At 56.4% G+C, this 14,168-nt stretch carries 15 protein-coding genes; 7 read left to right on the top strand and 8 right to left on the bottom strand.

Annotated elements, in window-relative coordinates:
• The first annotated feature begins 110 nt into the window (after positions 1-110).
• On the top strand, positions 111-860 hold the full coding sequence (locus ACB033_RS01965) for a lytic transglycosylase domain-containing protein (protein WP_162519779.1): 750 nt from the start codon (positions 111-113) through the stop codon (positions 858-860).
• A 125-nt stretch (positions 861-985) separates the two neighbouring features.
• On the opposite strand, the gene aqpZ is transcribed toward ACB033_RS01965, so the two are convergent.
• The 4 genes from aqpZ to ACB033_RS01945 form a co-directional block, all read right to left on the bottom strand.
• Complete coding sequence (aqpZ, locus tag ACB033_RS01960) at positions 986-1,672, bottom strand: aquaporin Z (protein ID WP_139723780.1); 687 nt, start codon at positions 1,670-1,672, stop codon at positions 986-988.
• 326 nt (positions 1,673-1,998) lie between these two features.
• Positions 1,999-2,520 (bottom strand): crossover junction endodeoxyribonuclease RuvC, encoded by a 522-nt coding sequence (ruvC, locus tag ACB033_RS01955; protein WP_005298649.1) that lies wholly within the window; start codon positions 2,518-2,520, stop codon positions 1,999-2,001.
• A gap of 186 nt (positions 2,521-2,706) precedes the next feature.
• Positions 2,707-3,615 carry a Gfo/Idh/MocA family protein gene (locus tag ACB033_RS01950; RefSeq protein ID WP_139723778.1) on the bottom strand — a complete coding sequence of 303 codons (909 nt, stop codon included), beginning with the start codon at positions 3,613-3,615 and terminating at the stop codon, positions 2,707-2,709.
• A 207-nt stretch (positions 3,616-3,822) separates the two neighbouring features.
• Positions 3,823-4,209: a hypothetical protein gene (locus ACB033_RS01945; protein WP_005298645.1), complete on the bottom strand. Its 387-nt coding sequence runs from the start codon at positions 4,207-4,209 to the stop codon at positions 3,823-3,825.
• 540 nt (positions 4,210-4,749) lie between these two features.
• On the opposite strand from ACB033_RS01945, the gene ACB033_RS01940 reads away from it, so the two are divergent.
• Together ACB033_RS01940 and ACB033_RS01935 are read left to right on the top strand one after the other, a co-directional pair.
• Positions 4,750-5,283, top strand: coding sequence for a DinB family protein (locus ACB033_RS01940; RefSeq protein ID WP_139723776.1), 534 nt, complete (start codon positions 4,750-4,752; stop codon positions 5,281-5,283).
• Positions 5,280-5,714, top strand: coding sequence for a hypothetical protein (locus ACB033_RS01935; protein ID WP_139723774.1), 435 nt, complete (start codon positions 5,280-5,282; stop codon positions 5,712-5,714). Before ACB033_RS01940 ends, ACB033_RS01935 begins: the two co-directional genes overlap by 4 nt.
• A gap of 81 nt (positions 5,715-5,795) precedes the next feature.
• On the opposite strand, the gene ACB033_RS01930 is transcribed toward ACB033_RS01935, so the two are convergent.
• On the bottom strand, positions 5,796-6,278 hold the full coding sequence (locus tag ACB033_RS01930) for a hypothetical protein (RefSeq protein ID WP_139723772.1): 483 nt from the start codon (positions 6,276-6,278) through the stop codon (positions 5,796-5,798).
• Positions 6,275-6,616: a DUF805 domain-containing protein gene (locus tag ACB033_RS01925; protein ID WP_099358620.1), complete on the bottom strand. Its 342-nt coding sequence runs from the start codon at positions 6,614-6,616 to the stop codon at positions 6,275-6,277. The genes ACB033_RS01930 and ACB033_RS01925 overlap by 4 nt, the downstream gene beginning before the upstream one ends.
• 191 nt (positions 6,617-6,807) lie before the next feature.
• On the opposite strand from ACB033_RS01925, the gene ACB033_RS01920 reads away from it, so the two are divergent.
• On the top strand, positions 6,808-7,848 hold the full coding sequence (locus ACB033_RS01920; protein WP_139723770.1) for an AraC family transcriptional regulator: 1,041 nt from the start codon (positions 6,808-6,810) through the stop codon (positions 7,846-7,848).
• 1 nt (position 7,849) lies between these two features.
• Here ACB033_RS01920 and ACB033_RS01915 read toward each other — a convergent pair whose 3' ends face one another.
• On the bottom strand, positions 7,850-8,077 hold the full coding sequence (locus ACB033_RS01915; protein ID WP_162519775.1) for a hypothetical protein: 228 nt from the start codon (positions 8,075-8,077) through the stop codon (positions 7,850-7,852).
• A gap of 432 nt (positions 8,078-8,509) precedes the next feature.
• Between ACB033_RS01915 and ACB033_RS01910 the strand changes: the two genes are divergently transcribed.
• From ACB033_RS01910 to ACB033_RS01900, 3 genes are read left to right on the top strand one after another with little or no spacing between them, the layout of a single operon-like run.
• Positions 8,510-10,564 (top strand): hypothetical protein, encoded by a 2,055-nt coding sequence (locus tag ACB033_RS01910; RefSeq protein ID WP_139723765.1) that lies wholly within the window; start codon positions 8,510-8,512, stop codon positions 10,562-10,564.
• Entirely contained in the window at positions 10,491-10,967 is a 477-nt protein-coding gene (locus tag ACB033_RS01905; protein WP_371140299.1) for a hypothetical protein, read from the top strand. The genes ACB033_RS01910 and ACB033_RS01905 overlap by 74 nt, the downstream gene beginning before the upstream one ends.
• A 51-nt stretch (positions 10,968-11,018) precedes the next feature.
• Entirely contained in the window at positions 11,019-11,531 is a 513-nt protein-coding gene (locus ACB033_RS01900; protein WP_139723764.1) for a hypothetical protein, read from the top strand.
• An 83-nt stretch (positions 11,532-11,614) separates the two neighbouring features.
• Here the strand turns inward: ACB033_RS01900 and ACB033_RS01895 are convergent, their stop codons facing one another.
• Positions 11,615-14,044 carry a YgiQ family radical SAM protein gene (locus tag ACB033_RS01895; protein WP_139723762.1) on the bottom strand — a complete coding sequence of 810 codons (2,430 nt, stop codon included), beginning with the start codon at positions 14,042-14,044 and terminating at the stop codon, positions 11,615-11,617.
• Positions 14,045-14,168 lie beyond the last annotated feature (124 nt).

Raw genomic sequence — 14,168 nt, 5'->3', positions numbered from 1 at the left:
TTTCTCGGTCGGGTGCACGGGTCGGTCAGGGCGGGCTTGTTCTGCCCGCGCCGTGATGCTTTACTCAACAAGGCTAACGAGGCTGAAGGAGCAAGCCGTTGAAAGCATGGATGTTGATGGGATTGATCCCGCTGTTCTCCTCACCCGGCTGGAGCCAGACACCTGCCCCGGCCGAGGTGGTGATCCTCACTGCCGAGCCGCCGGCACCGCCCCCCGCGGCGCCCCCCGTCACCATGCCCACTCCGGGGGTGCTGCCACCGCCCGAGCCGACCAGCCCCCCGCTGCCGCCCGGTACCCGCCAGATCCAGGTCTACAAGTCGGTGCAGAAAAACGGCGTGGTGCGCTACTCGGACGTGATGCCGGATCAGGGCCGCTACGAGCTGCTGTTGTTCAACGACTGCTACGCCTGCGACCCCGACTCCAAGGTCAACTGGCATACCACCGGCCTGTTTCTCTATGACTACGCCAGCACCATCCAGGCGGCGGCCAAGGCCTATCAGGTGGAGCCGGCCCTCATCCGGGCACTGATCCACGCCGAGTCCGCCTTCAACCCCCTCGCCGTGTCCCGCAAGGGGGCCATGGGGCTGACCCAGCTGATGCCCGCCACAGCGCGGGAGCTGGGGGTGGGCAATGCCATGCTGGCGGAGCAGAACATCTTCGGCGGGGTGAAGTACCTGGCGGGGCTGCTCAAGCAGTATGGTGGCAACGTGGCACTGGCCACCGCGGCCTACAACGCCGGTGCCGGCGCGGTGCAAAAGCATGGGGGCATACCCCCTTACGCAGAAACCCGCGCCTATGTGGAGCGGGTGCAGCTGCTGCGCCAGCGCTACAAGGACATGCTGAGCGCCAAGGGGTTGTAAGTTTCACCCCCTCTTTCAAGCGACCAAGCAACCCTGCGGGCCCTTGCGGCCCGTCTTCGTACCCGCCAGAAACGAAAAAACACGCCCGGGGGCGTGTCGATACCACACTTTGTTGCCCTGACGGATCAGGCTTTGGTCTCGATCGCGCGATAGGCCAATGCACCCAGAATGGCACCGACGATGGGAGCGACCCAGAACAGCCACAGCTGGCTCAGTGCCCAGTCCCCCACGAAGAAGGCCACGCCCGTGCTGCGCGCCGGGTTGACCGAGGTGTTGGTCACCGGAATGCTGATGAGGTGAATGAGGGTCAGGCACAGGCCGATGGCGATGGGGGCAAACCCGGCCGGGGCCCGGCTGTCGGTGGCGCCCATGATGACGAACAGGAAGAAAGCTGTCATCACCACTTCGCACACCAGTGCCGCCAGCATGCTGTAACCGCCCGGGGAGTGCTCGCCATAGCCGTTGGAGGCAAAGCCCGCCGCCAGGTCAAAACCGGCCTGACCGCTGGCAACCACATAGAGCACAGCCGCTGCGGCAATCCCGCCCAGCACCTGAGCGACCATGTAGGGCAGCACGCCGGAGGCCGGAAAACGACCGCCGGCCCAGAGCCCGATGGTCACGGCCGGGTTCAGGTGACAGCCCGAGATATGGCCGATGGCGTAAGCCATGGTCAGCACGGTCAGGCCGAAGGCCAGCGCCACGCCGAGCAGGCCGATGCCGACGTTCGGAAAGGCGGCAGCCAGCACGGCGCTGCCGCAGCCCCCCAGCACCAGCCAGAAGGTGCCCATGAATTCAGCTGCAAAAGGTTTCACTTCTCGACTCTCCCAATGATGGATGAAGCGGGAGCCCAGGGCTCACCGGGCCGCACCACGCGGCCGGCGCATATTATGGGAGTCAGGATCGGGCATGCGAAGGGAGGGGGACACGGCCATAAAACGTGACATGCATCACAAGCCGTTGATTAACTGAGAGGATTGTCGTTAGCGACCGATCAGGCAGCCCTTCTCGGTGGAGAAGAGATGCGACAGAAAGTGACCCTTTTGAGGCTTCTGCCGACAGTCGCTGTTGCCAGAGGAAGCAACCCGCCGGTGTATGGCCGGTTGCCCGATAGTGCCGCTATCACGGCGGCATGCGCGGCTCAGCGGTAGCGACCGCGCACCGATCCCGTGCTGCGTCCGGCCATCTTGATCAGGATCTGGCGGGTATGGAAGTGGCAGAGCGCCACCCCGAGGGCATCCGCCGCATCCGCTTGGGGGGTGGCCGAGAGCTTGAGCAGGTGGGTCACCATATGCTGCACCTGCTCCTTGGCGGCGCCGCCGGTGCCCACCACCGCCTGCTTGATCTGGGTGGCCGAGTATTCGCTCACCGGCAGCAGGGCATTGACCGCCGCCACGATGGCGCTGCCGCGAGCCTGACCCAGCTTCAAAGCCGAATCGGCATTGCGCGCCATAAAGACCCGCTCGATGGCGAACTCGTCCGGCTTGAACTGGGTGATGATCTCGCTCACCCCGTCATAGACCTGCTTGAGGCGCGACGGCAGTTCTCCCAGGTCGGTGCGGATGCAGCCCGAGCCCAGGTACTCCGCCTTGCCCGCCACGATGCGAATGACCCCGTAACCGGTGATGCGTGAACCCGGATCTATCCCCAAAATAATGCTCATAGACTCGCTGCTGATCTGAAGGCCGTTTCTGCTCGCCAAGATAGCAAACAAGCCAGCGCTTGGCTCGCCCGGCAGGCGCCCTCCCCTGCCGACTGCGCAGGGATGCGCCATCTCATACAGTGGTCCGGCGATTTTTTCGCCCGCCGCCCCATCCATGGCCCGAGCAAACCGGCGCGGCGATCACCCTCACTCCCCTGCCAGGGCCACCAGTTGCTCTGCCAGCCGGTGGCTGTATAGGTAGCTCTCTATCAGCGCCCCGTCGGCCCGCCCCGCCTCAATCTGCTGATACCAGTGGGCCAGCATGGCGACAAAACCCCGTTGGGTAAGCACCGGCTGCCAGTCGTCGGGGGCCAGGGTCAGCACGCTCTTGTCTCGGGCCATCGTGCCCCGGGTGCAGTTCTCGATATGCAGGGAGAGGTTGTCGCCATAGGCATCGATACGCTCCTCGGTAATGCCAGCGCTGCGATTCATGCTGCCGCTCACCGCCACCTGCCCGCTCTGCCAGGCCACGCTCACCCCGGCCAGCAACTCGGGTTGGCGGGTACAGCGCCGCAGCACCGCATGCAGATCCCCATCAGGTGTGCCGCCGTAGTAGCAGAGGCTGTCGAGCACATGGATAAAGTCGTCGAACAGAAATGCGCGCGGGGCCCCCGCCAGGGCATGGCGGTGCTTTTGCCAGTTGAGCTCGGTGAGCGGCTGGCCGCGGGCTTCGCTCATGGCAGGCAGATAGCGGCGGTTGAAGCCGACAAACAGCGGGCAGTTCTGCGCCAAGGCAAGATTGGCGAGGCTCTCTACCCCGGCAAACGTGTCGCAGAGCGGCTTGTCGACAAAGGTGGGGATGCCGGCGCGCAGGCATTGGGCGGCCAGTTCCAGGTGCACCGCGGTGGCGGCGTGGATCATCACCGCATCCGGGCGGCTTGCCAGCAAGCCGCCCAGCTCGGTGAAGCACTCGACAATCCGGTACTGACGGGCCAGCTTATGCAATACAGTCGAATTGCGGGTACAGAGCAGCGGGGTGACTCGCTCGTCACTGGTCAGCAGCGGCAGATAGGCTTTCTGGGCGATATCACCAAGACCTACGAGGGCAATGCGCATGACAACTCCTTGTTTTATCAGGCACGCGTGGGCAGAGTCAGCGCTGGCGAACGCCTGCGCCAGCCGGCCAATGCAAACTGGCGGACAGAGTAGCACTCCCCTCCTCTCCCCTCCATCGGCGGCGCCAAAAGCAGCAGGGGCGACCCGCCGGTCGCCCCTGTTTCTGCATCTGTTGCTTGCATTACACGCCGGATCGGCCTGCGAGGATCAGCCCCGTGACAGCCCTTTGAGGGACTGGCAGTCGTAGTAGGTGACCCGCGGCTTGTCGTTGTAGTTAAGGTCGATCACCCCGAACAGCATTTTACGGGCGGGGATATAGACGTGGACGTAGTTGGCCTGCTTCTCGTCGGCCACCTTGACGCTCTCCTGGTTGTTGTTCAGATAGGAGTTGAGCAGTCCTGCGCTGCTATAGCGCTCCAGCAGGTTCATCGGGAGCTCTTCGTTGTGCTTGAGGGTGCACAAGTTCTCCGGTTTGGGCGGGAACTGGCCCACCACCACTTTGCGCCCTTGCGGGCTGGTCTTGTCAACAGAGGTCATGCTGCCGGCACAGGCCGTCAGCGCCAGCGCGGGCAACAACAGAAACAGTTTTTTCATGGGGTCTGAACTCACAGATGGCGGGCCATCCCGGCCCGGTTTTGCCGCGGTGTTGACCGCGACGCTCGCCGCCGCCATCACCGCTGTCGCTTGTTTTGATATCTCTCGCCGAGCAGGCTCGTGTCGCGAGTGGCGCGCATCTTCACACCCAGCCCCTCGTTATTCAATCACTATTCAATCAACAGGGCGGGAAGTGTGTAACCAGATATTTCAGGGCATCTGGTCGCCCTTTTGCCACCTCTCCTGCCCCGCGAAACTGGCGGCAGTGCTGGCTTCGGACGAGTGTCTTTGGCTCCCCCAGCCTTCAGCGACCCCCGAAGATGATGGCCTTATGGTCAGCCCTATGTAACTGATTGATCACCTTATGTTTCACCAGCCGGAGCGAGAGCGGATCATAGGCTGGCAGGCCCATGGAGCACGGCTGACCGCGTACTGGCAGCAACCGGCCTGCTGTCGATACCGCCGCAGAACAGGTTTCATATCGGTCTCTTCTTGGCTACTATGCCCACCTTTCAAGGAGCAGATGAGGGCAAGGAACCGATGAACAACGAGACGCTGCAATCCCTTTTTCATTACAAGCGCTGGGCCGATGACGAACTGCTGGCGGCCCTCGCCACCCTGGATGCCACGCAATATGGCGAGGCTCACCACACGGCCCTGCGCATCTTCAACCATATCCATGTGGTCGATGCCATCTTCAAGGCCAATCTGCTGGGGGAACGCCACGGCTTTACCGCCACCAATACCCCCGAGACACCGACCCTGGCGGCGCTGCACGGCGCGGTCACGGCTCTGGATAACTGGCTGGTGGAGTATGTGGCGACCCTGAGCCCGCAGGCGTGCAATACCCAGGTCCGGTTTCAGTTCACGGATGGCGACCAGGGGCAGATGAGCCGCGCCGAGATGCTGCTGCACCTGGTGACCCACGGCGGCTATCACAGGGGGGCGATCGGGCGGATCCTGGTGCAGTGCGGCATCACGCCGCCGCGCGATACCCTGACCACCTTCTTGCATCGCAGCGAGCCCGGGCGGCAGGGTGATGCAGCCCTGGCAGATGACAAGGCCCGCCCATGAAGCGCACCTGTCTGCGGCTCACGCCGCTGCTGCTGATCTGGCTGCTAAGCGGCTGCGCCGCCGCCCTCGATCACTACTCGGGACGCTTTCGCAATACCCTGGTGTCGGGGGAGACCCGCACGACCATTCGCGCCGAACTGGGCGAGCCCCAGCTCTGCCAGCAGGCCACCTTTCTGACCGAGGATAAGGTGCAGGGCTGCGATCGCTTTACCGTGCTCGGCAAGATCCACAAGCGCGGTGACGGCAATGGCCAGGCCACGGCGAGCGCCGTGACAATGGGGCTGGGGGAGCTGATCCTGGTGCCGATGACGGTGGCCAGCGTGGCGGCGGACTACACCGAGCAGCACACCATTACCGTCTATTACGATCGGGACGATCACTATCTCTTTCACACCTTGCTCAATGCCAAGGGGCAGGAAGTGTGGCAGTAGGCGCAGCCAGTAAACCAATCAGCGCCGGTCAAGCGGTCTTCTTTGATCTCTGGCCGGCGCATCCTTCCGACGAGCAAGGACTCATTGACAGCGCAGTGCCGGTTTGTCTTCCAGCAGCCAGGCTATCCAGCGCCGCCGCGAGTTCAGCACAAACCCTTCGTCTGCCGCGATCCCGCTGACGATATAGCCGTCGGCCGCCGGGTCAGCGGCCTCGCGGGAGAAGATGAAGTCGCTGCTGTTCACCCGCTCCCCCTTGCTGAGCGCCGCATCGAGCCGCGGCGTCATGACGATGATGGCCAGCCCCGCAGCAGAGTCGATGCCAAGGCCGCTGCTCGCCACCTTGCCGACCGCCACCGGTACCCGGATGGCGCAGTGGCGCCCCTCGGCATCCGTGGTGGTATAGGTTCCCTCCCCCACCCGCCCCTGCAGCCACAGCAGCTCACCACGGGTCAGGCTGTCGACCTGCAGCAGGCCCAGCGCCCCCTTGGGAAAATTGTGGGGATTGTCGAGGGCAGCCACCGTCAGCGAGCAGCACAGCATAAACAACCAGAGTGCGTGTCTCATGCCGATGCCTCCTTGCCAACATGGGTTGCCCCGCTTTGCTGCGCCAGCAAATAGATAAGCAGCAAGGGCCCCACGGCCGGCACCAGAAAGACCCAGCCCCACCAACCGGAGCGGCCGGTGTCGTGCAAGCGGCGCACGATAAGCGCAATCAGGGGCACGCTGCTCACCAGGCCGTAGCTCAGATCCAGCCAGCCCAGATTGGCAAGCAGCACGTCCAGCCAGATGCAGATCAGGGTGACCAGCAGATGGCCCAACATGAACCACCCACATTCGGCCCGGGTGGCACGACCCGAAAAATCCAGGGCGCGTTGCCACCCCAGCCAGTAGAAAGAGAACATGAATACCTGCCTTTTATGGTGATTGGGAGCCCTTATCATGGGGAGCAAAGCGCTCCCCGGCGTCCTCAAACCGGTTTCAGGTCGTCCTCGAACCGCGCCTGCGCCATTATGGGCTTCATTCGCCTGACCCAAGCCGTTATGCTGGCATGCCGCCGCCGGTCAACGGCCTCTCTTTGCACACGGGATTCATGATGCTGGCCATACCCATACCCTTTATCGTCTCCTTGCTGCTGGCACTGCTGGCCGCCGTGCTGCTGGCGCGCCTCGGCCGTACGGCCAGAACGACCGCCCTCTTTTTGCTGCTGTGCGCTATCACCACCGGCGTGGTGGGGCTGCGCTGGACCTTCGATCTGGCGCTGCTCACTCTCGCGCAGCCGATCCTCGCCTCACTTATTCCGGTGGCCGCCTGGCATATCTTCAGCCGGGCCAGGGCGCCAGGGACCCGCTTCTCCTGGCTGCACGGCGTCGGCCCTGCGCTGGTTGCCCTCGGCATGCTGACCCACAACTGGTTGCCACTGCCACTGGATGGCCTGCTGACCGCCATCTATCTCTGCTACGGCATCGCGTTGGTGCGTTTTTCCGATAAGACGCAGCTACTGCTTTATGTCTCGTTCAATGAGTGGGAGGGGGTCAGACGGGCGGAACATATCGCGGGCTGGATGCTGCTGTTTTCGGCGGCCATCGATGCCGCCGTCTCCCTCGACTTCGCCTTCAATCAAGGCCAGCTGGCGCCTTATATCCTGTCGCTGGGCCACCTGATGCTGGTGCCCATGCTGGCGGCGGCCGTGGTGATGGTAGGGGTCAATACCCCTGATGCAGAAGAGGAGGAGAGACCCACTTCCGTTCCCGAGCCTGCAGAGAAAGCGCCGCTGCTGAGCGAAGAGCGCGCCCGGGAGATAGTGGCCGAGCTGGATAACCTGATGAAGGAGAAAGCCTGCTATCTGGATCCTGAGCTGACCCTGGCCCGTCTCTCACGCAAACTGGGCATTCCCGCCAAGCAGATCTCCAGTGCCGTCAATCTGGTGCGCCAGCAGAGCATCCCCAGGGTCATCAACGAATATCGGATTGCCCATGCCAGGCAGGCTCTGCTGAACACAGATGAGAGCATCACCCAGATCTTGATGAACGCCGGTTTTCAGACCAAATCCAATTTCAATCGCGAATTTCAGCGCATCACCGGCCTGACTCCCAGCCAGTTCAGAGCAAGGCGCGACCTGTCGGCCGCCTCCTGAATCAATCGCCGGCTCTCGTTTGCTCCCGGCAATCCAGCCACTTGCCTATCCTGGCCCCCAGCTCGGCGCAGACCAGCGCCGTCACGGCGGCCCAGGACATCTGGTTGCCATCAAAGCCCGCCTGCTTTTCAAAGAAAAAAGGCACCAGCAGATTGAAGCCAATGATCCCGAGCAGCAGCCCAAGGCCGCTGCCCACCTTCTCCCTGCGGGATCGCACCTTTAACACCATCTGATTGCTCCTGTTGGAATGAGATAAAGGGGCACGGATCGCTCCTGCCAAAACATTCCCGGCAAGATAACAAAGCCTCCCCCGATAGGGACAGCCATCTTTTTGGGGGATGAAAATAGCCACATATGCCCTTCCAAATCCATTTACTGATCCAGTTCAAAAAACGATGAGATTCTGATGGTTACAGCCTTTTAAGGCTCGCCCAGACAGTTTCGTTTGGCTTACCATGGCCAATAATAGCCTGTTGAGCTGCGATGGGTTGCAGCCCTTACTGGTCAATGGAGCATTTTGGAAGCGGTCATCCACGGGCAGTAGTGTTGGATTTGGTGGCGTTACTCCTCTCACAGGGAGGTAAGTCTTCCAGATTCCCTCCAAAATAATGCCTAACTCACTTATGGCGTTTTATTTTTAATAACTTTCATGGAATTCAATATGACTGAGCTTATAAATATATTGGAGAATGATAACCTCTGGTTTATTGACTGTAACCACAAAGATAATTTCACTCATGTCGCTGAAAAAATAAACTTACCCCAGCAAATAATAATTTCAGAACGAACAATAAAAGAATATATCAAAGAAAAAATAATAGCCCTTCTACAAGGTGAAGGAATAAGTAATGTCAGCTATGGAAAAACATTAAATTACTTATCATTAAGACATTTCTCATCTAATAGAAAATCATGTAGAAACTCTTTGGCATTTTTAAAACTATTAAGGTTCTTCATTGGCAACCTTAATGGTTATACTACGTCTTTAGATTCGTGGCAGTTAGCTAAAATATATTTAGAAAATCTTATTTCAATATCATCACATGATGGACACTTACAGATAATCTCTGATGATGACAACAAAACAATAACTGCATCAATAAAATACCTCCAAAAAAGAAATTACAATGTAATAATATCATACGATAGGATCTACCTCGATCAAACTGATGAAGTTAGATTTTTTGATTCAATAAAATATAAATTTGAAAAATTAGGAGTTAACGCACTCAACTTCACGCTAAAATGTATCTACAAGAAATATAACCATGAATTTCGTCGTTATTTTTTAAGAAGTGAGCCAGGTGTAATACACACTCCTGATGCCGACACCCCATGGGGATACATATTTAATGTAAGCATTGCCAATTTACATGAGGTAAAATTTAAGAATGAGCACAAAATAATTTTCTTAGATTGTTTAGAATTATTAAGAAATTACTTTTGCATACAAAGACTACAAACCTTCAATAAGTATGGTGATATAACTCAAAATCATGAAACGATATTAAATCACATTCAGAAAAATATATCTTACGACCAATATTTCTCCATCGACCAAATATCTGATAAACATATTTACAAAATAATATCTGGAGTTTTCTCATCAAGCGTATTATCTGCATATGATATAAATATCAGATTGTACCTATCAGTAATTGATTTTGTTAACTCACATGCCAAACTATATGATAAATTACAATTTACATGTGATGATTTTATTAGGTATGCGGGTAATTATTTGCATTACGATACACAACAGATGATTGGCATTTTAAACGAATTGTCATTTACACCTGATGAAATAAACAAAGACTATTTAAAGCCGGATGAGATTAAAAAAAGAAATTATTATGAAAGGCCATTCATTTATAGCGATGGAAAGTATATCTATATAAATCCTATCTTAAATAACTTTGGTTTTTATTCATCCTTGCAAAAAAAATTCGTAGAAAAAGGTGCTGATGGGAATGCTATGGGGAAAGCTATAGAATCATTTGTTGAAAAATTATTTATTGATAGTGGAATTACCTTTATCTCTGGGAAGAAATACAATATAACAAAGGAAGTTGCAAGTGAATTATCGATAAAAAGTACAGAGCGTGAATGTGATTTCGTCATTGAAACTGAAGGTACTATATTTCTAATTGAACTTAAAAGAAAAACTCTAACCTCACAGGCTAGGTCTGGTAATGTTCTTCAATCTACTATCGATTTAGCTCAATCATGCCTACATCCCTTAGCTCAAACTGGTTGTCATGAATATCTTTTAAGACGCGATGGCGAAATAAATTTTAAGGATGGGACAAAACTGGAGTTGTTAGGGCGAGATATCGAGAGAATAGCGCTATCAATGTTTGGTTTTTTTGGTGTACAAGATGGTGTATTAATTCATCAGACCCTTAACTCCCTTATAAACACGCAAATAGTTAGTGGTAATGAAGAAGAAGACATAAAAATCAATAAATATCTTGATGAGTTAAACTCTCAATATAAAACAAGTATATTTCAATCAATTTATGGTATATATCCTAACAATCCATTTTTTAATTGTAGGTTTTTTAGTGCACCACAATTCATGGAATTGCTATCGAATTGTCATGACAATGAAGATTTTAAAATAGAGATAAATAGAACTAGACATGTTACTACCGGTAGCAAAGATTGGTTCAAAGAATATCAATATATTAGAAAACTACAAACAAATCGCTTGTAAGAATAATTGGTTAAACAAAGGCGACCATTCGGTCGCTTTTTTATTTCTATCGCTTTTCAATCAGGAAATATCACCTTGCCGGTGGCTTGGCGCCATTCCCTTTGGCCGCAGGTTTGCCGGCTGGTTTGCTCTTACCAGCACTCTGGCCTGTACATTGCGAAACGGGCTTGCCGTTACCAGCCCCTTTCTGAAGCTGAGGCCCCACCGGTTTGCCATTGCCTTTACCACTTTTATTCACAGCTGGAGCATCGCTACGGGTGTCACGGTTTCCACGTTCGTTGTCAAAAAGGTGGGTGTCCCAGTTTTTCTATTTCTTATCGATTATCTTCGTTGTAAAATTAGCTGGACAAGACTGTTTAATCCATTGAATATTCCAAGAATCTCTTTCATTGCTTTACTATAGTCTGAGGCGATGGGGAAAAATCTATAGATGTTGGGTTTGACAAGGATTTTTATGCAACTTTTAGATGATTTTAAAAAACACACGGCGCTTGCTTTACTCTTTCTTTCTACAGGTTTTATAGCCGGGTTAGGAGCATACAAGTACGTTTCAGGTTTTTTTAATGCTGATGTCGTTTTACACGATTCATATATTTATAAATCGGATATCGAAAAAACACATGTGCCCATCGAAAGGTATACATATGTTTCGGAAGAACTTGATAGAACAAAGTTGCAAAATGAAAACTTACAAAAACAACAAGCCCAGCTTTTGGCATCACAAAGTTCAATGTCAATATCTATATGCCAAAGACATGCCTCCGAAGCAAATGCCATAATACTTAAACAGCAAGCAGCAGAGAGCTCTATACAGTCTGCCCTTTCGCTTTATAGTGGCATATATAAAAAAGATGATGACCAACTACGGGCAGATGAACGTCTTGTCGAAGAACTGCGGAGGTACTCGGAGCTTTTGAATCAGCAATTAATTCAAGTGCGGGGAGAGATTTCGAAGTGTGGAAAATAGTTTCAGTGATATGCTCGATAGAAAATAAAAAGGCGACCATCCGGTCGCCTTTTTATTTCTATCGCTTTGCTAATCAGCAAATATCACCGCGCCGGTCGCTTGGCACCATTGCCTTTGGCCGCAGGCTTGCCGCCTTGAGTGGCAGGTTTGGCGCCCGGCTTGGCAGAGCCGGCGCGGGTCGGGGTCTTGCCCTTGTGGGCGGGTTTGCCGGCCGGTTTGCTCTTACCAGCACTCTGGCCTGAGCCCTGACCTGTACCTTGCGAACTGGGCTTGCCGTTGCCAGCCCCTTTCTGGAGCTGGGATCCCACCGGTTTGCCATTGCCCGCCTTGCCGCCATTTCTGCTGGCTGCCGGGGCATTCGCTGCACCGGCCTCGCTGCGGGCGGCCTTGTTGCCCGCCCCATTGCCACGCTGGTGAACAATGTTGCTATGGCGGGTCAGGGCCGGTTTCAGGCCCTTGCTGCGGCTGCGCTCGGCCTTGGCTTCGCCACGGCCTTCCGGCGGCACCAGGCAGTCGGGGCCGTTGCCGATGAGGTGGCCCTTGCCCATCTCCAGCAGGGCTTCGCGGATCATCGGCCAGCCGGCCGGATCGTGATAGCGCAGCAGCGCCTTGTGCAGGCGACGGCGACGCTCCCCTTTCACCACGAACACGTCCCCGCCCTGGCGGCTCACCTTGTTGAGCGGGTTTTTCTCGGTGTAATACATGGTGGTGGCGTTGGCGAGCGGCGACGGGTAGAAGTTCTGCACCTGATCGAGCTTGAAGCGATTGGACTTGATCCAGAGCGCCATGTTCACCATGTCTTCATCCGTGGTGCCCGGGTGGGCGGAGATGAAGTAGGGGATCAGGTACTGCTGCTTGCCCGCCTCTTTGGAATACTTGTCGAACAGCTCCTTGAAGCTGTAGTAGCTGCCCATGCCCGGCTTCATCATCTTGGAGAGCGGGCCCTCCTCGGTGTGTTCCGGCGCGATCTTGAGGTAGCCGCCGACGTGGTACTTGGCCAGCTCCTTGATGTAGCGCGGATCTTCCACCGCGATGTCGTAACGCACCCCGGAGGCGATCAGGATCTTCTTGATGCCCTTGAGGTCGCGCGCCTTGCGATAGAGGTTGATGGTCGGGCTGTGGTCCGTGTCCATGTGCGGGCAGATGGTCGGCCAGACGCAGGAGGCGCGCCGACAGGTCTGCTCTGCCTTGGGGCTCTTGCAGCGCAGCTTGTACATGTTGGCAGTGGGGCCGCCCAGATCCGAGATGACGCCGGTAAAGCCGGGCACCTTGTCGCGGATCTCTTCGATTTCTTTGAGGATCGACTCTTCCGAGCGGCTCTGGATGATGCGCCCCTCGTGCTCGGTGATGGAGCAGAAGGAGCAGCCACCGAAGCAACCGCGCATGATGTTGACCGAGGTCTTGATCATGTCGTAGGCCGGGATCTTCTCGTTGCCATAGGCCGGATGCGGCACCCGCTGGTACGGCAGGCCGAACACCCCGTCCATCTCGTCGGTTTCGAGCGGGAAGGCAGGCGGGTTGACCCAGATGATGCGATCGCCGTGGGCCTGGGAGAGCGCGCGGGCGCAGCCCGGGTTGGTCTCGTGGTGCAGGATGCGGGACGCATGGGCGTAGAGCACCTTGTCCTCCTTCACCCGCTCGAATGCCGGCAGCTTGACGTAGGTCTGCTCCCAGGGTTTTTGCTTGGGTGGCTGCACCAGGATGGGCTTGGCCTCCTGCTCCACCGGCGCGGTGCCCTCGTCGTCCGCGCAGGGGGCCCCTTCCATATAGGGGTTGGGGATAGGATCGATGCGGCCAATCTGATCGAGCTTGCTCGAATCCACCCCGCGCCAGCCCGGCAGCGGCTCCTTGCGAATGACCGCAGTGCCGCGAATGTCCTGCATGGTGTCGATGGTCTCGCCGCCTGCGATGCGGTGAGCCACCTCAATCAGCGGCCGCTCTGCGTTGCCGTAGATGAGGATGTCGGCCTTGGCGTCGATGAGGATCGAGCGACGGATGGTCTCGGACCAGTAGTCGTAGTGAGCGATGCGGCGCAAGGATGCCTCGATGCCGCCGATGACCACGGGGACCTCTTTATAGGCCTCCTTGCAGCGCTGGGTATAGACCAGGGTGGCGCGGTCCGGCCGCTTGCCGCCCACATCACCGGGGGTGTAAGCGTCGTCGTGGCGCAGCTTCTTGTCAGCGGTGTAGCGGTTGATCATGGAGTCCATGTTGCCCGCGGTCACCCCGTAGAAGAGGTTCGGCTTGCCCAGGCGCATGAAGTCATCTTTCGATGACCAGTCCGGCTGGGCGATGATGCCGACCCGAAAACCCTGGGATTCGAGCATGCGGCCGATCACCGCCATGCCGAAGCTCGGGTGATCCACATAGGCGTCGCCTGTCACCAGCACGATGTCGCAGCTGTCCCAGCCGAGCTTGTCCATCTCCACGCGGGACATGGGCAGGAAGGGCGCCGTGCCGTAGCACTCGGCCCAGTAACGGGGATAGGAGAAGAGGTTGGTAACCGGCTGCATTTTGACCACCTGGAACAATTCGGGTCGCGCATTATACCGGCAGAGCAAGGCGGGGGCGACGGCTTTTTGCCCCTACGATAGATGCGGAAAAGGCGAGCCAGCGGGGCTCGCCTGAAAAGTGCGG

It is taken from the genome of Aeromonas sp. S15(2024), from assembly GCF_041402265.1.
Taxonomy (GTDB): Bacteria; Pseudomonadota; Gammaproteobacteria; order Enterobacterales; family Aeromonadaceae; genus Aeromonas; species Aeromonas dhakensis.
The sequence above is the reverse complement of the archived record's forward strand: the minus strand, read 5'-3'. Positions and strand labels throughout refer to the sequence as shown.